The sequence below is a fragment of the uncultured Roseobacter sp. genome (genome assembly GCF_947501835.1).
Lineage (GTDB): Bacteria > Pseudomonadota > Alphaproteobacteria > Rhodobacterales > Rhodobacteraceae > Roseobacter.
Genome location: NZ_CANMXR010000001.1, coordinates 442,226 through 462,207, shown reverse-complemented (window position 1 = coordinate 462,207; position 19,982 = coordinate 442,226). Strand labels below are relative to the sequence as shown.

Below are 19,982 nucleotides of genomic sequence, written 5' to 3'. Positions count from 1 at the left end.
CAGGCCAGGATTAGGCGGCCAAAAGCTTGCGGTAGACCGCGATGATGGCGGCAGCCTCCTGTTCGATGCGGAAGTTGTCGACCACGTTTTGCCGAGCGGCCTCCGACATCGATTGAAGGTTTTCCGGGGATGACAGGATCCGGCTGACCCGGTCCGCGATGGCAGGCGCGTCTTCGATCTCCACCAGATGCCCGGTCTCCCCTTCCACCACCAGCTCTTCAAAAGCGCCCACTTTCGTGGCAACGATGGGCGCACCGCAGGCCATCGCCTCCAGCGGTGTCAACCCGAACCCTTCCCAACGTTGCGGGGCCACATAGAGATCCAGCGCCTGAAAATGACGGGCGAGATCCGCAATTGGCACCTCATCCCGGAACAGAATCCGATCCGACAATCCCGCGCTTTCAACGTCATCCTTGAGCTTTTTCAGGAAATCCTGATGTTCCGCCGTCGCCCGCCCCATGATGAGGGCCTTGCCCTCTGGGTGTTTGGTAAAAACGTCGATCATCGCGGTGACAAAGAGATCATTGCCCTTTTGATGCCGGATGCGGCCAAAGCAGCCGATCAGGGGGCCATCAGGGGGTAAATCCAGCGCGACACGCAAGGCTGCCCGGTCGTCAACTGGTTGAAACTGTTCGCAATCCACACCGTGCCGGATCACGGTTGCATCGCGTTCCAGATAGCTCGCGGATTTCGACGAGGTTGCGATGATCGCGTCCATCTGCCGGATCAGCCACCGGGTGAACCCGGTGTGTCGTCGCTGGGCCGCGGAGGTGAAAAGCAGCTTAAGCTTCTTGCCGGTGAGGTATTTCAGCGCAAGACCGGCGATCATTTCGACGTTGCGACGCGCGTGCCAGACCCGGGCGCCGGAAGGGCCGCGTCGCGGCAGGCGCAACAGCCGCACCGGCGCCATGTTCGGCACCTCGGGCGGCAGATCGGGCGCGCAGGCAGTGATCGCGATGTCATGCGCCTGCAGCGGCACCAGACGGATCACGGTCGACGTCACGCCGGAATGGCGACGTTTGAAATTCGGCGCGATCACCTCAATGTCGCGCAGCACTGGCGCAGGGACAGAACTCATCGGATGTCATCCTCAAGCTTGAGCATATGGATCAGGCGGGCCGCAATGGAGCCCAGTTCGTCCGATTTCCCCCGCACAAACTGGTCCGCCGCCGTCAGACTCGCGGCTGCATGGGCCGGGTCGTTCAACAGCCTTCCAGCAGCTTTTGCAAGGGCGGGCGCGTCATCGACAATTTCCGCGGCCCCCATTTCCGTCATGTCCGAATAGGTTTCCGCAAAACTGGTCACATGCGGCCCCGACAACACCGCAGCCTGCGCTTGCACCACCTCAAACGGATTGTGCCCGCCGATGGGCAGCAGCGAGCCACCCAGAAAAGCAAAATCGGTGAGCGTGTACCAATTGCCCAACTCGCCCAGCGTATCCGCGAGGTAGACCGCGTCCTCCGCCGTTGGCAGTGCCTGCTGCGAGCGGGTTGCATGGCTGAGCCCGTGATCCGATATCAGTGCGGCCACCTCATCGCTGCGATCCGGATGACGCGGCACCAGGATCAGCAGCAGATCGGGGATATCTTCCAGCAGCGCCTTATGCGCCGCCAGCACCGTGGCCTCTTCGCCCTTGTGGGTGGAGGCCGCAACCCAGATAGGGCGCGCCTTGATGGCGGTGCGCACCTGCGCCAGCACCGCCGGGTCGGTGGGCAGTGGCGAGGACATCGCCTTGAGATTGGTGCCGCGCGCCACCCGGTCCACAGGGGCGTGCATCGCCACCATCGCCTGCGCCATCTCGTCATTCTGCGTCAGGATCAGATCGAAGACATCCAGCACATAGGCCGCCAGCGCCGGTTTGCTGGCCCAGGCCGCACGGGATTTCGCACTCAGCCGCGCGTTGACCAGCGCCATGGGGGTGCCCCTGTCGCGGGTCATGCGCAGCATCCGGGGCCAAAGCTCGCTTTCCACAAAGATTGCGGCGGCCGGGCGCCAATGCCCTAGAAATCGGCTGAGCGGGCCGCGCGCGTCCAGCGGTGCAAACTGATGCACGGTCCGCGGTGGCATCCGGTCTGCGACCAGCTTGGCCGAGGTTGGCGTGCCGGAGGTGATCAGGAAATGCGCCCGCGGCAGCATGTCACCCATTTTGGCAATCAGCGCCAGCACCGAGAGGCTCTCGCCCACGGAAGCGGCGTGAAACCAGATCAGATGGCCCGCCCCGGAGCGCGGCTGGCTGGCATGGCCCATCTTCTCATGCGCGCGTAACGCCGAGACGCCCTGCCGCCGCAATTTGCGAATTTCGGACCAGGCCGCGAAGGGCGCCAAAAGGACGGTCGCGGCCACATAGACGTGAAAGAGCGGCGGCGCGCGCATGGCTCAGATCAGCCGCCCGTATGGCTCATATGCCGGGGCATCTGTCCGTCGAGACGTTGGCGCGAGTAGTCAAAATCATGGCCCTTGGGTTTCAGCGCGATCGCGGCACGGATCGCATCTTCGAGCGGTCCGTTGTCTTCCGGATGCGCCCGCAAGGGCGCGCGCAGGTCTGCGGCATCTTCCTGCCCCAGACACATGAAAATCTCGCCCGTGCAGGTCAGCCGGACCCGGTTGCAGCTTTCGCAGAAATTGTGGCTGAGCGGTGTGATGAAGCCGATCTTCTGCCCGGTTTCTTCCAGCCGGACATAGCGGGCAGGGCCGCCAGTGCGTTCTGCCAGATCGGTCACGGTGTAGTGCTCGCCGTAGCGCGCGCGCACGTCTTTGAGTGACCAATACTGCCCCAGGCGATCTTCATTGCCGATATCGCCCATCGGCATCACTTCGATCCACGTCAGATCAATGTCGCGCTTGGCGCACCATTCGGTGATGTAGGGCAGCTCAACCTCGTTGAAATCCTTGAGCGCCACCGCGTTCAGTTTCACGCGCAGCCCTGCATCCTGCGCCGCATCAATGCCGCGCAGTACCTGTGGCAGACGACCCCAGCGGGTGATCTCCGCGAATTTGCTCTCATCCAGCGTGTCCAGTGAAACATTCACCCGGCGCACGCCAGCGGCATAGAGGTCCTTGGCAAACCGCTCCAACTGGCTGCCATTGGTCGTCAGCGTCAGCTCTTTCAACGCGCCGCTCTCCAGGTGCCGCGTCATGCCCTGAAAGAACGTCATGATGCCCTTGCGCACCAGAGGCTCGCCGCCGGTGATCCGCAGCTTTTCCACGCCCAGCCCGATGAAGGTCGAACACATGCGGTCCAATTCTTCCAGCGTCAGCAATTCTTTCTTGGGCAGAAAGGTCATGTTTTCGGACATGCAATAGACGCATCGGAAATCGCAGCGATCGGTTACCGAAACTCTCAGGTAGGTAATCGCGCGGGCAAAGGGATCAATCAATGGGGCTGTCATGGCACCATAGGTAATGGTCTGGGGCTGGCGCAGCAAGAGGTTAACGCCATTGATGGCGCAGGGCACATGTGATTTAGACGGGTCATGTTGAAAACCATGGTTTCCCGGATTGCCTTTGTTGGCGCGCTTTTTGCCGTTACTGGCTGCGCGGAATTCGAACAGCTCGGTGCCGCGCTGGGGGTTGCCAAACCGGAAACGACCGCGCCGGCACCTGCGACCGACGGTGTGCCGACAACCGGTCTCAGCACAGCGGAAGCTCTCGATCAAACCACTGATGCCGAACGGCAGGCCGCGGCGCAAACCGGGGGCGGGCGTGCCTTGGGGCAAACCGTTGCTTCACTGGGCAGCCCGGCGGAACCGGGCTTCTGGTTGAAAACGCCGCTGGTACAGGCGGAAACGGCGGGTCGGGTCAGAGACCCGGCAACCGGGCTGTCGGTCGCGGTGACGCTGATTCCCATCGATGGCCCCGAAACGGCAGGCAGCCGCCTGTCGCTCTCTGCGATGCGGCTGCTGGAAGTCAACCTGACCGATCTGGTGACCCTTCAGGTTCTGGCCTGATTTCAGCCCTCTTGCGGGTCGAGAATATGCGTTGGCGCGCCATCGATGGTCTGCCTGTTGCGTGTATCCCAATAGGCCGCAATGCCGTCGGGGCCTTTGTCTTCGGCCCATTTCTTCAACACATCGCGGTCGCCGGCGTAGTCCATAAAGGGCACCGCGTAACCACAGCTGGTCTGGACAATGTCGATGGCCAGATCATAGATCTGCCGCGCTGCGTCCGATGGTGGGAAAAGCGCATTGAGTTCCGCGAAATCCGCATCGCGCGGGTGCAGCGTACGCGCAGAACCATAGGTGCGCAAAATCATCGGTTTGGCCTCGAACCCGCACCACATGAGTGTCATGCGGTTGATTTGCGCCAGGTGCCCGGCGGTTTCATTGCCTGACCCGGTCAGATTGCGCCAGGCAATCCGGTTCGGGCCCAGCACACGCAGGCTGTCCATGCCTTTTGGAGAGATATTCACCTTCCCCTCTGCCGCGGCGGTGCCGACAAAGAAAATATGCTGTGCTTCGATGAAGCGGGTCAGCGCGTCACTCAGGTGATCAAATTGCTTGGCCATGATTTATTCCACCGTAACGGATTTTGCGAGGTTGCGCGGCTGGTCCACATCCGTCCCCTTGGCCACGGCCGTATGGTAGGCCAGCAGCTGTGCGGGAATGGCATAGAGGATCGGGGTGACCGCATCGGGCACGGTGGGCAGTTCGATGGTGGCAAAAGCCCCTTCGCCAGCCTCTTTGAGCCCCTGCCGGTCAGAGATCAGGATGACCCGACCCTTGCGTGCCATAACCTCCTGCATATTGCTCACCGTCTTGTCGAACAGCGCGTCGCGTGGGGCCATCACCACCACAGGAACGGTCTTGTCTACCAGCGCGATGGGCCCGTGTTTCAATTCTCCGGATGCATAAGCTTCGGCGTGTATATAGCTGATTTCTTTTAGCTTTAATGCGCCTTCCAACGCGAGCGGGAACATCAGCCCCCGTCCCAGGAACAGCACGTCACGCGCCTCGGCCAGCTTGAGCGAGGCTTTCTGCATTTCGGCATTGGCCTCCAGCGCGGTGCTGAGCACGCTGGGGATGCTGCGCAGGGCCGAGAGGTGCTCGGCCAGGGTCTCGGCGTCGATCACGCCGCGATCCTGTGCTGCCTTGAGCGCCAGAATGAAGAGCACCACGAGCTGACAGGTGAAAGCCTTGGTGGAGGCGACCCCGACTTCGACACCTGCGTGAATGGGCAGGACCAGATCGCTTTCGCGGGCAATCGAGCTTTCGGGCACATTCACCACGGAGACGATACGGTCCGCCTTGCCCTCGCAATAGCGCAGCGCGGCCAGCGTGTCGGCAGTTTCCCCCGATTGGCTGACAAAAAGCGCGGCGGTGCGCGCAGGAATGGGCGGCTCGCGGTAGCGGAATTCCGACGCCACGTCGACGTCGACGGGCAGGCGCGCGATCTGTTCAAACCAGTATTTCGCGGTCAGGCAAGCATAGGATGCGGTGCCACAGGCCACCATGGTCAGCCGGTCAACGGTGGAGAAATCAAGCCCCTGATCCGGCAGAATGATCTTGCCTTCATTGTCGAGGTAATTGCTCAGCGCCTGCCCGATCACGGTGGGTTGCTCGGCGATTTCCTTGGCCATGAAATGCTTGTGGCCACCCTTGTCGATGCGGGTATCACCGATCTGGACAGTTTTGATCGCACGATTGGCCAGCGCGCCGTTGATATCGCGTATCTCGACTGTGCCGCGGGTCACAACCGCCCGGTCGCCCTCTTCGAGATAGCTGATCCGGTCGGTCAGCGGCGACAGGGCAATGGCATCGGAGCCCACGAACATTTCGCCGTCACCATGGCCGATGGCAAGCGGCGAGCCTTTGCGCGCGGCCACGATCAGATCGTCCTCGCCAGCGAAGAGAAACGCCAGGGCAAAAGCCCCTTCAAGACGGTCCAGCGCCTTGTTGGCGGCCTCAACGGCGTTTGCACCACCCGACATGTAATGCTCCGTCAGAAGGGCAACGGTTTCGGTATCCGTTTCGGTGACAAAGGAAATCCCCAGCTCCGCCAGTTCCGTGCGCAATTCCCTGAAATTCTCGATGATCCCATTGTGGACAACGGCGACACGCCCGGCCTGATGCGGGTGGGCGTTGGTGACCGTAGGCGCACCATGGGTGGCCCAGCGGGTGTGCCCGATCCCCGATTTGCCGGTCAGCGGCTCATGCACCAGCAGATCCGACAGGTTAACCAGCTTGCCCACCGCGCGGCGACGGTCCAGCTTACCCGCATCGATGGTCGCGATGCCCGCGCTGTCATAACCGCGATACTCAAGGCGTTTAAGCGCCTCCACCAGAATGGGTGCGGCTTCGTGATGGCCCAAAACCCCTACAATTCCACACATTTTAGCTGCCTCTTTGGAGTTTGGCCTTTTTGGCCTTTAGAATTTGGAACAATTTCGCCGCCATCCCCGGTTTTTCGACCTGCGGGGCGCGGGCGATGGCCAGCGCGTCGGCATCGACGTCCGAGGTGATCACCGACCCACTGCCGGTCATCGCACCATCGCCCACGTGCACGGGTGCGACCAGCATGGTGTTTGATCCAATAAAGACGTTCTCGCCGATGTCGGTATGGTGTTTCATCACGCCGTCATAGTTGCAGGTGATGGTGCCCGCGCCGATATTGGTGCCGCGCCCCAAAGTGGCATCTCCGATATAGCTGAGGTGGTTGACCTTGGTGCCGGTGCCGATCCGGGCGTTCTTGATCTCGACAAAATTACCGACACGGGCGTCTTCGCTGAGTTCGGCCCCCGGACGCAGCCGCGCATAGGGTCCGACGATCGCGCCACGGGCAATGTGACAGCCTTCCAGATGGGAAAATGCGCGCACCGTCACCCCGCTTTCCACGGTGACACCGGGGCCGAAAACCACATTGGGTTCAACGACCGTGTCGCGGCCGATGACCGTATCAAAGGCGAAATGCACGGTCTCCGGTGCGGGCAGGGTCACGCCATTCTCGAAAGCATCAGCGCGGGCACGGGCCTGAAACGCGGCCTCGGCCCCGGCCAGCTCGGCCCGCGTATTGATGCCCAGCGTTTCGGCCTCGTCACAGGTGACGACCGTGGCGCTCAGCCCGCGGGCGCGGGCCAGCCCGACGATATCGGTCAGATAGTATTCTTCGGAGGCGTTGTTGTTGTCGACAGCCTCGATCAGGTCGAACAGCAGCGGCGCCTTGCAGGCCACGACACCGCTGTTGCAGAGGGTGATCGCGCGCTCCGCCGCATCCGCGTCCTTGAATTCGACAATCCGTTCAAGCGTATTGCCCGCCATCACCAACCGGCCATAGCGACCGGGATCTGCGGCCTCAAACCCCAGAATGACAACGTCATGAGACGCCTGCGCCTCCATCATCGCGTCCAGCGTTTCAGCCCGCACAAAGGGCGTATCGCCAAAGAGCACGATCGCCGTGCCATCAAATCCTGCAAGGGCTTCGCGTGCCTGTGCCGCAGCATGGGCCGTGCCAAGCTGCTCGGTCTGGGCCACCACCTGCGCGGTCTCGTCATAGGCCAGCGCCGCCTTGCGCACCATATCCGCGCCGTGTCCAGCGACCACGACAGTGTGCTCCGGTGCCAGACTGGCACCGGCCTGCATGGCATGCACGAACAAGGGGGCACCGGCGAGCGGGTGCAGAACCTTTGGCAGGTCCGAATTCATCCGGGTGCCTTTGCCTGCGGCGAGGATGACCAATGCGGTTTTCATGTCGTTTCTCTTTGTGTTCTGCTCCGGCCCTGTTTATCCGTCTGGCGGGGTGGCGCAAGTCACGCGGCCATCAAAGAAGGTTGCGGCTTGCAACATCCCGTGGCGGGGTTACGTCCAAACTACAGCCCGGGGAGCAGGCATGAAAACGGTAATTTTCGATCTAGATGGCACGCTTGCCGATACCAGTGGCGATCTGATTGCCGCGGCAAACCACTGTTTTCGAGACATGGGCGAGGGTGACGTGCTGGACGCCATCGCGGACGCAGGCACCGCCCTGCGCGGCGGGCGGGCGATGCTGCGTCTGGGAATGGCCCGGCTGGGCCGCGCCGAAGAAGTGGCCACCATCGATACCTATTACCCGGTGCTGCTGGAGGCCTACGGGGCCGCCATCGACGTCCACACGCAGGTCTACCCGCGCGCGATGGCAGCGGTGGAGCAGCTGAAGGTCATGGGCTATGGTGTGGGGATCTGCACCAACAAGCCAGAAGGTCTGGCAGACACGCTGTTGCGCCGTCTTGGCGTGCGTGATGCCTTTGGCGCGCTGATCGGGGCGGACACGCTGCCGGTGCGCAAACCGGACCCGGAACCGCTCTATGAGGCGGCGCGGCGAGCGGGCGGGGATCCGATGAAATGCGTGTTGATCGGGGATTCCGATACCGACCGCAACACGGCCAAAGCAGCCAACGTGCCCTGCGTTCTTGTCACTTTCGGCCCTGCAGGCGGGGATATGGCGGCGCTGTCACCTGAGGCGCTGTTGCAGGATTACGCCGACTTGCCGGAGATCGTGGATCGCTTGCTGGCTTGACCAATGGCATTGGCATCGGCAGAGTTTCAGCCAAGAAGAGGCGCGCTATGACAGAAGTTTTCAAAGGCAGTTTCACCCAGCAGGAACCGATCCCGGAGGCCGGTATCGAGGCTGCAATGGCGGTTTTGCGTCACGGTCGTTTGCACCGGTACAACACGGCGGCTGACGAGATCAGCGAGACGGCGCTGCTGGAACAGGAGTTTGCGGCAACCGTCGGGGCGAAATACTGCCTTGCGGTGGCGTCCGGCGGCTATGCCATGGCCACGGCCCTGCGCGCGGTTGGGGTGAAGCCGGGCGATCCTGTCTTGTCCAACGCCTTCACGCTGGCGCCGGTGCCCGGTGCGATTGCCGCCGTTGGGGCGCGGCCGGTGTTTGTCGGCGTGACCGAAGCGCTGACCATCGATCTCGATGATCTTGAGGAAAAGGCCGGCGCGGCCCGCGTGCTGTTGCTCAGCCACATGCGCGGCCACATCTGTGACATGGACCGGTTGATAGCGATCTGCGAAGCAGCGGGCGTCACAGTGATCGAAGATTGCGCCCATACGATGGGGGCCGCCTGGAACGGTGTGCCCTCGGGGCGGCAGGGCACCGTGGGCTGCTATTCCTGTCAGACCTACAAACATGTGAATTCCGGCGAGGGTGGATTTCTGGTCACAGATGATGCGGAAATTGCGGCCCGTTCGGTGATGCTGTCGGGGTCCTATATGCTTTACGAGCGTCATCTGGCGGCACCGCCGACGGAGGCGTTTGACGCCATTCGCTATGAAACGCCAAATATCTCGGGCCGGATGGACAATCTGCGCGCTGCGATTCTGCGCCCGCAGGTGGCTGATCTGGCGACCCAATGCGCGCGGTGGAACGAGCGCTACCGGTGCCTGGAGGACGGGCTGCGCGGCACGCCGGGGCTGACCGTGATTGAACGGCCCGCGCCCGAGACAATCGTGGGCTCGTCCATTCAGTTCCTGTTGCTCGACTGGGGCGCGGCGGATGTGCGCCAGGTATTGGCCCGCTGTGCTGCGCGCGGTGTCGAGCTGAAATGGTTTGGCGGCGCAGAGCCCGCAGGCTTTACCAGCCGCTACGACAGTTGGCGCTATGCGGAGACACCGGCGATGCCGAAGACCGACCGCGTGTTGGCCGGGATCGCGGACATGCGGGTGCCGCTGACCTTCTCGCTGGAGGACTGCGCGCTGATTGCGCGGATCATCCGCGCTGAGGTGAGCGCGGTATTCCAAGGACAGTCCACAGCCGCCGAATAGGCCGCACACCCGTCGCGAAAATGCGTGCCGTGTGACGGTTGCGTTGATCTGCCTGCCGTTTGCTGGCTTGACCGAGCGCGCGCGCTGTGGCATTTATGAACGAGTGTTCAATAAACACCGAGGGGAGTGCGGCGCGATGTTTATGGCAACCATGGCTTTCGATCTGGGCGAAGATGTGAACGCGCTGCGCGATATGGTGCACCGATGGGCGCAGGACCGCGTGAAGCCCATGGCCGCCGAAATCGACGCGAAAAACACCTTCCCGTCCGAGCTTTGGACCGAAATGGGCGCGCTGGGTCTGTTGGGCATCACCGTTGACGAAGAATACGGCGGCGCGGGCATGTCCTACCTGGCCCATACCGTTGCCATCGAAGAGATCGCGCGGGCCAGCGCCTCGGTGTCGCTGTCCTATGGCGCGCATTCCAACCTCTGCGTCAATCAGATCAAGCTGAACGGTACGGATGAGCAGAAACAGAAATACCTGCCCGGTCTGATCTCAGGGGAACACGTGGGCGCGCTGGCGATGTCCGAAGCGGGGGCGGGATCGGATGTTGTGTCGATGAAGCTGCGCGCGGAAAAGCGCAACGATCACTACCGCCTGAACGGCACGAAGTACTGGATCACCAATGGTCCGGATGCGGATACGCTTGTGGTCTATGCCAAGACCGACCCCGACGCCGGATCCAAGGGCATCACCGCCTTTCTGATCGAAAAGGAGATGGTCGGGTTCTCAACCTCCCCGCACTTTGACAAGCTGGGCATGCGCGGATCGAACACCGCCGAGCTGATCTTCGAGGACGTACAGGTGCCGTTTGAGAACGTGCTGGGCGAAGAAGGCAAGGGCGTGCGGGTGCTGATGTCGGGGCTGGACTATGAGCGCGTGGTGCTGGCCGGCATCGGCACCGGTATCATGGCGGCCTGCCTTGATGCGGTTATGCCGTATCTGAGTGAGCGCAAGCAATTCGGCCAGCCCATCGGGAATTTCCAGCTGATGCAGGGCAAGATCGCCGACATGTATACGGCGATGAATTCGGCGCGAGCCTATGTCTATGAGGTGGCCAAGGCCTGTGACCGCGGCGACGTGACGCGTCAGGATGCGGCGGCCTGTTGTCTCTATGCCTCAGAGGAAGCGATGAAACAGGCCCATCAGGCGGTGCAGGCCATGGGTGGCGCGGGGTTCCTGAACGATAGCCCGGTGGCGCGGATTTTCCGGGATGCCAAGCTGATGGAAATCGGGGCGGGCACCTCCGAAATCCGGCGTATGCTGGTGGGCCGCGAACTCATGACGGCAATGGCGTGACCCGATGGGATGCACCGGGTCAGCCTTGAGCGAGGATTTGGTCCCTTCCTGCCGGGCCAAAGACCTAGAATTTGTGGACGTAGGCCACGCCAACGAGGATGGGATCGATTTCGGCGGTGCCAATCGACGCACCATTGAGTGTGGCATCGGTGTCGATGTCAAACCACCGCACGTTCAGCCGCAGCGAGCCTGCATCGCTGATCTGGTAGTCCACACCAGCCTGAAGCGAAACGCCGAAGGAATCGTCGAGTTCAAGGGTGCCCAAAGCCGATTCTTCCTCGAAGAAGGTGGTGTAGTTGATGCCCGCGCCCACATAAGGGGTCCACGCGCTGGCATTCGCAAAGTGGTAGTTCAGCGACAGGGTCGGGGGCAGATGTTTGGTGCTGCCCGCCGCCGCGCCGCCAATCGAGATGTCATGCTCGAACGGGGTGGCTGCCAGCAGCTCAATGCCAAGATTTTCCCGGATGAAATACTCGAATGTGAAGGTGAGCGCGATGTCGTCGTCAATATCCGCTTCACTGCCCGCGAGGGTGCCGTTGCCCGATTTGGGGTTCACGTTGGCAAGCCCCAGACCAATTGTCCAATCGCCCTGAGACTGCGCAAGCGCGGGGGCGGCGAGCAATGCAAGCGCGCTGGAGAGAAGGAGGGCTTTGGGGGTGAGTTTCATGGTCGTTCTCTTTCCTTGTGTTGTTTCGAAGAGGTGATGCGCCCCGCCGGTTGCAATCGCATTGACGCAGATCAAGAGGGTCACGAAACAGCCTGTGCAAAATTGCCGCAGCCGCAGTGTGCTCCCACGCAGCTGGGGCGTGAAACTGACCAAAAAAGCAGCGGATACCGGTTGGCGACGCGTGCTGTCGCACACCGCCCGGTGATCTGATGCCGCGCTGGATGTGGTTCTTGCCCCTCGCCGTTTTGGCCACCGCATTGGCCGCCTGGGGCTTCAGATGGGGATGGATCGCCGCGACGATCACTGAGACCGATGTGATCACCACCTATGCACAGCGCTACCTGGATGAAACCGGGCAAAACGCGCGCCTGACGGATTGCGCAGGTGTGCCGGGCGGGCAATCGGGCGTTTGGATCGTGGTCAGATGCATCCGGGACGGCACGCGCTACGACTACCCGGTGGACCGGTTCGGGCGGCTGCTGGATGTGCCCGGCAACGCCGAACGACCCGCGGAACCCCAAACATGAATGATGCTCTGACGCAGCCCCGCGTGATATAGGAGAGACTATGAGATTAACGTCACAGGCTTTGCCCTCGTCAGAGAGTTTTCAGTCGAACCGGGCCGCGCATCTGGACGCCTTGGCAGAGATCGCGGAGGTCGCGCAATCGGCAGCGCTGGGCGGCGGCGAGAGATCCCGCGCGCGGCACGTGAGCCGGGGCAAGATGCTGCCCCGCGACAGGGTGGCGAACCTGCTCGACCCCGGCAGCCCGTTTCTGGAGGTGGGCGCGACAGCCGCGCATGGGCTTTACGACGGTGCGGCCCCCTGCGCAGGCGTCATTGCCGGCATTGGTCAGGTGCAGGGCCAAGAGGTCATGGTCGTTTGCAACGATGCCACGGTGAAGGGCGGCACCTATTACCCGATGACGGTGAAAAAACACCTGCGGGCGCAGGAGATCGCACAGGAAAACCATCTGCCTTGCATCTATCTGGTCGACAGTGGCGGGGCGAACCTGCCCAATCAGGATGAGGTGTTCCCGGACCGCGATCATTTTGGCCGCATCTTCTACAACCAGGCGCGGATGTCGGCGCTGGGCATCCCGCAGATCGCGGTTGTCATGGGGTCGTGTACAGCGGGAGGCGCTTATGTTCCGGCGATGTCCGACGTGACAATCATCGTGCGCGATCAAGGCACGATCTTTCTGGCCGGTCCACCGTTGGTCAAGGCCGCGACCGGCGAAGTGGTCAGCGCCGAAGACCTTGGCGGCGGCGATGTCCATACCCGGCTGAGCGGGGTGGCGGATTATCTGGCAGAGGATGACGCCCATGCGCTGAGCCTCGCGCGGCGGGCGGTGGGGTCGCTGAACCGCGCCAAGCCAACAACCGTGCAGTGGGAAACACCCGAAGACCCGGCCTATGACCCGGAGGAAATCCTCGGCGTGGTGCCTGCCGATCTGCGCACGCCCTACGACATCCGCGAGGTGATTGCCCGCCTTGTAGATGGATCGCGGTTCGACGAGTTCAAACCGCGGTTTGGCGAGACGCTGGTGACCGGTTTCGCGCATCTCAAGGGCTGTCCCATCGGGATCGTCGCCAACAATGGTGTGCTTTTTTCCGAATCCGCTCAGAAGGGCGCGCATTTTGTCGAGCTTTGCTCGCAGCGCTCTATCCCGCTGGTTTTCCTGCAGAATATCACCGGCTTCATGGTCGGGCGCAAATACGAAAACGAAGGCATCGCGCGGCACGGAGCCAAGATGGTGACCGCCGTGGCCTCTACCGAGGTGCCCAAGATCACCATGCTCGTGGGCGGCTCGTTTGGCGCGGGCAATTACGGCATGGCGGGGCGCGCCTATTCCCCGCGCTTCATGTGGACCTGGCCCAATTCACGGATTTCGGTCATGGGCGGGCCGCAGGCGGCGGGCGTGCTGGCGACCGTCAAACGGGAAGCGCTGGAGAAGGCGGGCGAGAGTTGGTCAGCGGAGGAGGAAGCCAAATTCAAGCAGCCCACCATCGACATGTTCGAACGGCAGAGCCATCCGCTCTATGCCTCCGCGCGCCTTTGGGATGACGGGGTGATCGATCCACGCAAGAGCCGGGACGTGTTGTTCCTGTCGCTCTCTGCGGCCTTGAATGCCCCGATTGAGGAGACGCGGTTCGGCGTCTTCCGGATGTGAAGAGGATGAGCGCTCTGCCTCCCGTCGGATGTGCAACCCGATCGGATCGCTGCGCCAGCTGCGGAGGTTCAGGAAGATGGTGACACGTGATGAAGCCAAACAGCGTTACCCGGAAGCCGAAGTCTTCAGCTTTGGCGACACGCCGGAACTGATCGCCGAACTCAACGCGCTGGTCCGGTCAGGTGCCAAACGGGCGACCTGTTCGGCCATGGCCGATATCGAGGCCGGACGACAGGCGCCGCCCCGCGTCGGGCGGCGCGACATTGCGCTGGCGCCGGATGGTACGCCCGCACTGGTGATCGAAACCCTGGAACTGCGCGAGACGACCTGGGAGATGATGACCGAGGAGATGGCGCTGGCAGAAGGCGAGAATGAGACGTTGGCGGGCTGGCGCGAAGGCCACAAGCGCTACTACACGCGTCAGGGCATCTTCGACCCGGACATGAAGCTCATCTGGGAGCGCTTCGAGGTGGTTGAAGATTTCGGAGCAGATGGATGAAGGGCATCAAGGGCCTGGGCGACCGTATTGCGGAAACCGTCAGCGGGTTGAAACTGCCCACGCTCGGCCGAGAAGTGGAACTGCCGGTCTATGTGATTCACAATTCCCCGGACGCCGAAGACTATTTCTTCATCTTCGATTTTGAGGACTTCGTGGAACAGTCGCGTCAGGGCTGGTTTGTGCGGCCCAAATTGCGGCTCTGGGCGGGGCGGTCGGATTTCAATCGCCGCGCCTTTGCCCGTCAGTTCCGGCAAAGCTTTGCGCAGGAATTCGAAATGGCCCGCGCAGATCTGGCCGCGCAAAAGGATGTCAAGCGCGGGTGGTTTGGCGGTCTGCCGGGTTTTTTCCGCGATATCGCCGCCCCCACCTTGCCGGGGGTGCTGTCCAATCTCGTCTTGCTGGTTGCGCTCTCCGCCGGGAGCAAGGTGCTGACACAGATTTTGCCAGCGGGCTGGATGCGGCAGAAAACCGATGCGCAAAAGCTGGAAGACGGCATTCAGGAGACCAGGGATAAGGTCGATGCCGCCCTCGGACAGATCGAGATCACACTGCATATGGACCTTTATCGCCATGCATGGCGGGGCCAGCCGCCCGGTCGGATGACGGGGGTCGACTATGACGCCTGGCCGCTGCCGCAATACGTACAACAACACTTGATGGATGGGACATCCGGCTCATGGTGGTAACTCATGTTTGATACAATTCTGATTGCGAACCGGGGCGAGATCGCTTGCCGGGTCATGGAAACCGCCCGCGCCCTTGGGGTCCGATGTGTGGCGGTCTATTCCGATGCGGATGCTGGCGCAAAGCATGTCGCGATGGCCGATGTGGCCGTGCATATTGGCGGGTCCGCCCCGGCGGACAGCTATCTGCGCGGCGATGTGATCATTCAGGCCGCACGCAAGGCCGGTGCTCAGGCCATCCATCCCGGCTATGGTTTTCTGAGCGAAAACCCCGATTTTGTCGAGGCCGTGGAAGCCGCCGGTCTGACTTTCATCGGGCCTTCTGCATCGGCCATCCGCGCGATGGGTTTGAAGGATGCTGCAAAGGCTCTGATGGTGGAGGCTGGCGTGCCGGTTGTACCCGGCTATCATGGATCGGATCAGGATGATGGGCTGCTGGCCGCAGAAGCCGAAAAGATCGGCTACCCGGTGCTGATCAAGGCGGTGGCAGGCGGCGGCGGCAAGGGCATGCGTCTGGTCGAAACGGCAGATCAATTCGCCGCAGCCCTGGCCTCGGCGCGTAGCGAAGCGCAGACGGCATTCGGCAATTCGGATGTGCTGGTGGAGAAATTCGTGACCCAGCCGCGTCACATCGAAGTGCAGGTCTTTGGCGACGGCAGCCGGGCTGTGCATCTGTTTGAACGGGACTGTTCGCTGCAGCGCCGCCATCAGAAGGTGATCGAAGAGGCCCCCGCGCCCGGCATGACCGAAGAGATGCGCAGCGCGATGGGCGCAGCTGCGGTGCGCGCTGCAGAAGCGATCGGCTACAGCGGCGCGGGCACCGTCGAATTCATCGTTGATGGGGCGGGTGGACTTAAGACGGACGGGTTTTTCTTCATGGAGATGAACACCCGCCTGCAGGTCGAACACCCGGTGACCGAGGCGATCACGGGCGTCGATCTCGTGGAGTGGCAGCTGCGGGTCGCCGCAGGTGAAGGTCTCCCGACCGCGCAGGAGGATCTGAAGATCGAAGGCCATTCATTCGAAGCGCGGCTTTATGCCGAAGACGTGCCTGCCGGGTTCCTGCCTGCAACCGGTACGCTCAGCCATCTGCGCTTTCCAGAGGATGTCCGCGCCGACAGCGGCGTGCGGGCCGGCGACGTCATCAGCCCGTTTTACGACCCGATGATCGCCAAGCTGATCATGCACGGCCCCAATCGCGATATCGCCTTGGCCCGTTTGCGCCAGGGCCTGGCCGGCACCGAAGTCGGCGGAACGGTCACGAACCTCGCTTTTCTGGGCGCCTTGGCGGGTCATGACGGTTTCGGGCGTGGTGAGGTGGATACCGGGCTGATCGGCCGCGAGATTGATGCGCTGACACGCCCGCCAAAAGCCGCGCCGCGCCACATCGCGGCGGCGGGCATGGCCGCCCTGAACCTCACCGACCCAGCGGAGAACGCCGGGTTCAGCCTCTGGCACCCCTTGCGCCACGCGGTGCAACTGGTCTGGCAGGAAGAGATCCTGGATCTCTCCGTCGAGGTCATCGATGCGGACCACCAACGCTGGGATGTCGGGGGAGAGATCGTCGCGGCGCATCGCCGGGACGGACGATGGCAGATCGCCGGGCAACCTGCGCCAAACGTAAGCGTCGCCGGGGCCGTCATCACGGTGTTTGACGGCTATGGTCTCGCCTTTCGCCACGTCGATTCACTCGACCGGGCCAGTGGGGCGGCGGGCGATGGCAACCTCATCGAAGCGCCGATGCCGGGGCTCGTCAAAACCATTGACGCCACGGTTGGACAATCGGTGACAAAGGGAGATCGTCTGGCCGTCCTCGAAGCGATGAAAATGGAGCACGCCTTGCTGGCGGCACGCGACGGTGTGGTGGCCGAGGTGCTGGCGCAGGCCGGTGATCAGGTCGAAGCGGGTGCCGCCCTCATCCAGCTTGAACCCGAGGAGGCGTCATGATCACCTTGCACCACTGCCCGCAGACGCGGTCTATGCGCACGCTTTGGGTGCTCAATGAATTGGACGTGCCGTTTCAGCTGCGCAGCTACCCTTTTGACCGCACGCTGCGCAGCCCGGAATTCCTGAGCCTGTCGCCCGCCGGCCGGGTGCCCGCGCTGGAAATCGACGGGGAGCGGATGTTTGAAACCGGTGCCATCACCGAATACCTCTGCGAGCGCTTTAGCCCTCAGGGTTTGGGCCGGATGCCGGGCAGCCCGGATCGGATGTCCTGGCTGGTCTGGCTGCATTTTTCTGAAACCCTCAGCCAGCACACCGCCGCCCTGACCCAGCAGCATGTGGCCCTTTACGAAGACCGGATGCGCAGCCCGATTGTCATGAAACTGGAGGCCGCGCGGGTTCTAAAATGCTACGGCGCCATCGAGGCGCGACTGACAACGCCGGTTGAAAACCGCGACTACCTGCTGACCTCGGGGTTCACGGCGGCCGACATCTCGGTGGGGCAGGCGGTCTATATGGCGCGGCACTTTGCGACGCTGGATGATTTCCCAGCCACCGCCGATTGGTATGCGCGGATCACCGCGCGCGACGGCTTTCAGGCCGCTCTGCCAAAAGGTGACGGCATTTATGACCGAGACTTTTACGCGCCATGGCCGTTAGAGTGATCAGAACGGTGATCAAAGGGGAGGGTGTCGGGTGAGTCTGGGGCCATGCGAAATATTCGAGGTCGGTCCGCGCGACGGGCTGCAAAACGAGGCGCGCGATATTCCTGTGGCGGAAAAGGTCGCCCTCATCAACAAGCTGAGCCGTGCCGGGTTCCGCCGCATAGAGGTTGCGAGCTTTGTGTCGCCGAAATGGGTGCCGCAGATGGCCGGATCCGGCGAGGTGCTCGCCGCGATAAAGCGCGCTGACACCATACGCTATGCTGCCCTGACCCCGAACATGCGCGGGTTTGAGGATGCTAAATCAGCAGGTGCAGATGAAATCGCGATTTTTGCCTCCGCCTCGGAAGGGTTTTCCAAAGCAAACATCAACGTCAGCATCGCCGAAAGCATCGAACGTTTTAAGCCCATCCTGGAGGAAGCGCGCCACATCGATCTGCCGGTGCGGGGCTATGTCTCTTGCGTCGTGGAATGTCCCTACGACGGTGCGGTGGCGCCCGCTGCGGTGGCCGATGTCGCCGACCGGCTTTTTGGCATGGGGTGCTATGAGGTCAGCCTTGGGGACACCACGGGGGCGGGCACACCCGATAGCATCGCACGCATGTTGCTGGCGGTGCGCGATGTTGTGCCGGTGGGTCGGCTCGCGGGGCACTATCACGACACCCACGGCCGCGCGATGGAGAACATCGACGCGTCGCTCAGCCTTGGTGTCCGGGTGTTTGACGCAGCGGTCGGGGGCTTGGGCGGCTGCCCCTTCGCGCCCGGTTCAGCCGGGAATGTCGCCACGGAAAGCGTGGCGCGCCATCTGGCGACCCTTGGCTATGAGACCGGTCTTGATCTTGATGTGATCGAGGAAGCCGCGGAAATGGCGCGCGCCATGCGCTCCGGCTGACAGGAGCCGCGCGGTGGATTTCTTCAAGGGCACAGAGCGGATGATGACCATGGACGATGGCGTCTGGCTGCGCCATGCCAACCCGTGGTCGGGCTGGACACGCATGCTGACCTGCCTGCCGTTTCTGGTGCTGGCGATCTGGAGCCGGGTCTGGATCGGCATATGGGCCCTGATCCCGGTGGCGCTGGCGATCTTCTGGATCTGGGTCAATCCGCGCGCCTTTCCGCCCCCCGCACGTCTGGACAGCTGGATGAGCAAGGGCGTGATGGGCGAGCGCATTTTTCTCAACCACCGGGCGGAGGTCGCAGATCATCACCGCCGTGCCGCCATCGTCCTGAGCCTGCTCAGCCTGCCGGGTTTTGTCGTGATGGTCTGGGGGCTCTACGCGCTGTGGTGGGAAGGGGCCGTCTTTGGCACCATCCTGACGGCGCTGCCCAAGATCTGGTTCGTCGACCGCATGGTCTGGATTTATGAAGATTGGGTGCGGGAGGGGCGTTCTGTGCCTGGATTGGAGAGCAGGGATGTTTGACACAATCACCATCGAAACCGACGCGCGGGGTGTGGCAACGCTGACGCTGAACCGGCCGGAAAAGCACAACGCCATGTCGGCGCAGATGCTGGCCGACCTTACACAGGCGGCCGCTGATCTGGGTGCGGATGACGCCGTGCGGGTGGTGGTGCTGACCGGGGCGGGTAAGAGCTTTTGCGCAGGCGGCGATCTGGCCTGGATGCAGGCGCAGCGTGAGATGGACGCGGAAACCCGGTCTGCAGAGGCGCGCAAGTTGGCGACCATGCTGGGCGCGCTCAACAGCCTGCCGAAACCGCTGATTGGTGCGGTTCAAGGCAACGCCTTTGGGGGCGGGGTCGGCATGGCCTGTGTTTGCGATGTGGCCATCGCGGTGGAGGGCGCGAAGTTTGGCTTCACCGAGACGCGGTTGGGCATCATCCCCGCCACCATCGGCCCTTATGTGCTGGCGCGTATGGGCGCGAGCCGTGCCCGCCGCGTGTTCATGTCCGCGCGGATTTTTGGCGCGGCGGAAGCGGTTGATCTGGGGATACTGGCGCGAAGCGTTCCACCGGACGGCCTGGCCGAAGCCATCGAGGCGGAAGTGCTACCCTATCTTGCCTGCGCGCCGGGGGCTGTGGCGGCGGCGAAGCAGCTGGCCCGTGATCTGGGCCCTCGGATTGATGCCAGTGTCGTCGATCACACGATTTCGGCACTCGCCGCACAGTGGGAAACCGAGGAAGCCGCTGAGGGCATTGCCGCGTTCTTTGACAAACGCAAGCCCGGTTGGGTCGGGTGATGGGCTCCTTGAAAAAACTCTACTGGTTGTTGAAGAAACGACAGGTGCGCCAAATGGGTTCTTAAGATCCGATGACAAGAAATACATGACCAACGCCTTTATCTCTAAACTCGTGG

General features: G+C 62.5%; 20 protein-coding genes. 13 read left to right on the top strand and 7 right to left on the bottom strand.

From position 1 onward, the window contains the following. Positions 1–10 precede the first annotated feature (10 nt). The 3 genes from Q1A20_RS02300 to moaA are packed head-to-tail and all read right to left on the bottom strand — an operon-like array spanning position 11 to position 3,389. Entirely contained in the window at positions 11–1,078 is a 1,068-nt protein-coding gene (locus Q1A20_RS02300; protein ID WP_299404024.1) for a glycosyltransferase family 4 protein, read from the bottom strand. Continuing rightward, entirely contained in the window at positions 1,075–2,373 is a 1,299-nt protein-coding gene (locus tag Q1A20_RS02295) for a 3-deoxy-D-manno-octulosonic acid transferase (protein ID WP_299404026.1), read from the bottom strand. Before Q1A20_RS02295 ends, Q1A20_RS02300 begins: the two co-directional genes overlap by 4 nt. 8 nt (positions 2,374–2,381) lie before the next feature. Then, on the bottom strand, positions 2,382–3,389 hold the full coding sequence (gene moaA / locus Q1A20_RS02290; RefSeq protein WP_299404029.1) for a GTP 3',8-cyclase MoaA: 1,008 nt from the start codon (positions 3,387–3,389) through the stop codon (positions 2,382–2,384). An 84-nt stretch (positions 3,390–3,473) separates the two neighbouring features. Here moaA and Q1A20_RS02285 point away from each other — a divergent pair, with 84 nt between their 5' ends. Beyond that, positions 3,474–3,947: a hypothetical protein gene (locus tag Q1A20_RS02285; RefSeq protein ID WP_299404031.1), complete on the top strand. Its 474-nt coding sequence runs from the start codon at positions 3,474–3,476 to the stop codon at positions 3,945–3,947. 2 nt (positions 3,948–3,949) lie between these two features. Here Q1A20_RS02285 and Q1A20_RS02280 read toward each other — a convergent pair whose 3' ends face one another. The 3 genes from Q1A20_RS02280 to glmU are packed head-to-tail and all read right to left on the bottom strand — an operon-like array spanning position 3,950 to position 7,682. Further along, a complete protein-coding gene (locus Q1A20_RS02280; protein ID WP_299404034.1) occupies positions 3,950–4,504 on the bottom strand; it encodes a pyridoxamine 5'-phosphate oxidase family protein in 555 nt (184 codons plus the stop codon). 3 nt (positions 4,505–4,507) lie between these two features. Beyond that, positions 4,508–6,328 carry a glutamine--fructose-6-phosphate transaminase (isomerizing) gene (glmS, locus tag Q1A20_RS02275; RefSeq protein ID WP_299404036.1) on the bottom strand — a complete coding sequence of 607 codons (1,821 nt, stop codon included), beginning with the start codon at positions 6,326–6,328 and terminating at the stop codon, positions 4,508–4,510. A gap of 1 nt (position 6,329) precedes the next feature. Then, positions 6,330–7,682, bottom strand: a complete 1,353-nt coding sequence (gene glmU, locus Q1A20_RS02270; RefSeq protein WP_299404039.1) for a bifunctional UDP-N-acetylglucosamine diphosphorylase/glucosamine-1-phosphate N-acetyltransferase GlmU — start codon at positions 7,680–7,682, stop codon at positions 6,330–6,332. A 139-nt stretch (positions 7,683–7,821) separates the two neighbouring features. On the opposite strand from glmU, the gene Q1A20_RS02265 reads away from it, so the two are divergent. The 3 genes from Q1A20_RS02265 (at position 7,822) to Q1A20_RS02255 (ending at position 11,043) form a co-directional block, all read left to right on the top strand. Continuing rightward, positions 7,822–8,487, top strand: a complete 666-nt coding sequence (locus Q1A20_RS02265) for an HAD-IA family hydrolase (protein WP_299404041.1) — start codon at positions 7,822–7,824, stop codon at positions 8,485–8,487. A 47-nt stretch (positions 8,488–8,534) separates the two neighbouring features. Continuing rightward, positions 8,535–9,743 carry a DegT/DnrJ/EryC1/StrS family aminotransferase gene (locus Q1A20_RS02260; RefSeq protein WP_299404043.1) on the top strand — a complete coding sequence of 403 codons (1,209 nt, stop codon included), beginning with the start codon at positions 8,535–8,537 and terminating at the stop codon, positions 9,741–9,743. A 136-nt stretch (positions 9,744–9,879) separates the two neighbouring features. Further along, the gene (locus tag Q1A20_RS02255; RefSeq protein WP_299404046.1) at positions 9,880–11,043 is read left to right on the top strand and encodes an isovaleryl-CoA dehydrogenase; all 1,164 of its coding nucleotides are present in this window, start codon (positions 9,880–9,882) and stop codon (positions 11,041–11,043) included. A 64-nt stretch (positions 11,044–11,107) separates the two neighbouring features. Here the strand turns inward: Q1A20_RS02255 and Q1A20_RS02250 are convergent, their stop codons facing one another. Then, positions 11,108–11,710: an OmpW family outer membrane protein gene (locus Q1A20_RS02250; protein WP_299404048.1), complete on the bottom strand. Its 603-nt coding sequence runs from the start codon at positions 11,708–11,710 to the stop codon at positions 11,108–11,110. 209 nt (positions 11,711–11,919) lie between these two features. Here Q1A20_RS02250 and Q1A20_RS02245 point away from each other — a divergent pair, with 209 nt between their 5' ends. From Q1A20_RS02245 to Q1A20_RS02205, 9 genes are all read left to right on the top strand, one after another. Next, positions 11,920–12,237, top strand: coding sequence for a hypothetical protein (locus Q1A20_RS02245; RefSeq protein ID WP_299404051.1), 318 nt, complete (start codon positions 11,920–11,922; stop codon positions 12,235–12,237). Between the two features lie 40 nt (positions 12,238–12,277). Next, positions 12,278–13,882 carry a carboxyl transferase domain-containing protein gene (locus Q1A20_RS02240; RefSeq protein ID WP_299404054.1) on the top strand — a complete coding sequence of 535 codons (1,605 nt, stop codon included), beginning with the start codon at positions 12,278–12,280 and terminating at the stop codon, positions 13,880–13,882. Positions 13,883–13,958: 76 nt separating this feature from the next. Then, complete coding sequence (locus tag Q1A20_RS02235) at positions 13,959–14,381, top strand: ASCH domain-containing protein (RefSeq protein WP_299404056.1); 423 nt, start codon at positions 13,959–13,961, stop codon at positions 14,379–14,381. Further along, positions 14,378–15,067, top strand: coding sequence for a hypothetical protein (locus Q1A20_RS02230; protein ID WP_298969924.1), 690 nt, complete (start codon positions 14,378–14,380; stop codon positions 15,065–15,067). The genes Q1A20_RS02235 and Q1A20_RS02230 overlap by 4 nt, the downstream gene beginning before the upstream one ends. A 3-nt stretch (positions 15,068–15,070) precedes the next feature. Further along, on the top strand, positions 15,071–17,011 hold the full coding sequence (locus Q1A20_RS02225) for an acetyl/propionyl/methylcrotonyl-CoA carboxylase subunit alpha (protein WP_299915725.1): 1,941 nt from the start codon (positions 15,071–15,073) through the stop codon (positions 17,009–17,011). Beyond that, positions 17,008–17,673 carry a glutathione S-transferase family protein gene (locus Q1A20_RS02220; protein WP_299915723.1) on the top strand — a complete coding sequence of 222 codons (666 nt, stop codon included), beginning with the start codon at positions 17,008–17,010 and terminating at the stop codon, positions 17,671–17,673. The genes Q1A20_RS02225 and Q1A20_RS02220 overlap by 4 nt, the downstream gene beginning before the upstream one ends. Positions 17,674–17,704: 31 nt before the next feature. Then, complete coding sequence (locus tag Q1A20_RS02215) at positions 17,705–18,562, top strand: hydroxymethylglutaryl-CoA lyase (protein ID WP_299915721.1); 858 nt, start codon at positions 17,705–17,707, stop codon at positions 18,560–18,562. A 13-nt stretch (positions 18,563–18,575) separates the two neighbouring features. Continuing rightward, positions 18,576–19,091: a DUF6653 family protein gene (locus Q1A20_RS02210; protein WP_299915719.1), complete on the top strand. Its 516-nt coding sequence runs from the start codon at positions 18,576–18,578 to the stop codon at positions 19,089–19,091. Beyond that, positions 19,084–19,866: a crotonase/enoyl-CoA hydratase family protein gene (locus Q1A20_RS02205; RefSeq protein WP_299915717.1), complete on the top strand. Its 783-nt coding sequence runs from the start codon at positions 19,084–19,086 to the stop codon at positions 19,864–19,866. The genes Q1A20_RS02210 and Q1A20_RS02205 overlap by 8 nt, the downstream gene beginning before the upstream one ends. The last annotated feature ends 116 nt before the right edge of the window (positions 19,867–19,982 follow it).

Bases quoted from the DNA above. Each gene is read 5' to 3' on its own strand.
- Q1A20_RS02300 (WP_299404024.1), bottom strand. From the start codon at position 1,078: ATGAGTTCTGTCCCTGCGCCAGTGCTGCGCGACATTGAGGTGATCGCG.
- Q1A20_RS02295 (WP_299404026.1), bottom strand. From the start codon at position 2,373: ATGCGCGCGCCGCCGCTCTTTCACGTCTATGTGGCCGCGACCGTCCTT.
- moaA (WP_299404029.1), bottom strand. From the start codon at position 3,389: ATGACAGCCCCATTGATTGATCCCTTTGCCCGCGCGATTACCTACCTG.
- Q1A20_RS02285 (WP_299404031.1), top strand. From the start codon at position 3,474: ATGTTGAAAACCATGGTTTCCCGGATTGCCTTTGTTGGCGCGCTTTTT.
- Q1A20_RS02280 (WP_299404034.1), bottom strand. From the start codon at position 4,504: ATGGCCAAGCAATTTGATCACCTGAGTGACGCGCTGACCCGCTTCATC.
- glmS (WP_299404036.1), bottom strand. From the start codon at position 6,328: ATGTGTGGAATTGTAGGGGTTTTGGGCCATCACGAAGCCGCACCCATT.
- glmU (WP_299404039.1), bottom strand. From the start codon at position 7,682: ATGAAAACCGCATTGGTCATCCTCGCCGCAGGCAAAGGCACCCGGATG.
- Q1A20_RS02265 (WP_299404041.1), top strand. From the start codon at position 7,822: ATGAAAACGGTAATTTTCGATCTAGATGGCACGCTTGCCGATACCAGT.
- Q1A20_RS02260 (WP_299404043.1), top strand. From the start codon at position 8,535: ATGACAGAAGTTTTCAAAGGCAGTTTCACCCAGCAGGAACCGATCCCG.
- Q1A20_RS02255 (WP_299404046.1), top strand. From the start codon at position 9,880: ATGTTTATGGCAACCATGGCTTTCGATCTGGGCGAAGATGTGAACGCG.
- Q1A20_RS02250 (WP_299404048.1), bottom strand. From the start codon at position 11,710: ATGAAACTCACCCCCAAAGCCCTCCTTCTCTCCAGCGCGCTTGCATTG.
- Q1A20_RS02245 (WP_299404051.1), top strand. From the start codon at position 11,920: ATGCCGCGCTGGATGTGGTTCTTGCCCCTCGCCGTTTTGGCCACCGCA.
- Q1A20_RS02240 (WP_299404054.1), top strand. From the start codon at position 12,278: ATGAGATTAACGTCACAGGCTTTGCCCTCGTCAGAGAGTTTTCAGTCG.
- Q1A20_RS02235 (WP_299404056.1), top strand. From the start codon at position 13,959: ATGGTGACACGTGATGAAGCCAAACAGCGTTACCCGGAAGCCGAAGTC.
- Q1A20_RS02230 (WP_298969924.1), top strand. From the start codon at position 14,378: ATGAAGGGCATCAAGGGCCTGGGCGACCGTATTGCGGAAACCGTCAGC.
- Q1A20_RS02225 (WP_299915725.1), top strand. From the start codon at position 15,071: ATGTTTGATACAATTCTGATTGCGAACCGGGGCGAGATCGCTTGCCGG.
- Q1A20_RS02220 (WP_299915723.1), top strand. From the start codon at position 17,008: ATGATCACCTTGCACCACTGCCCGCAGACGCGGTCTATGCGCACGCTT.
- Q1A20_RS02205 (WP_299915717.1), top strand. From the start codon at position 19,084: ATGTTTGACACAATCACCATCGAAACCGACGCGCGGGGTGTGGCAACG.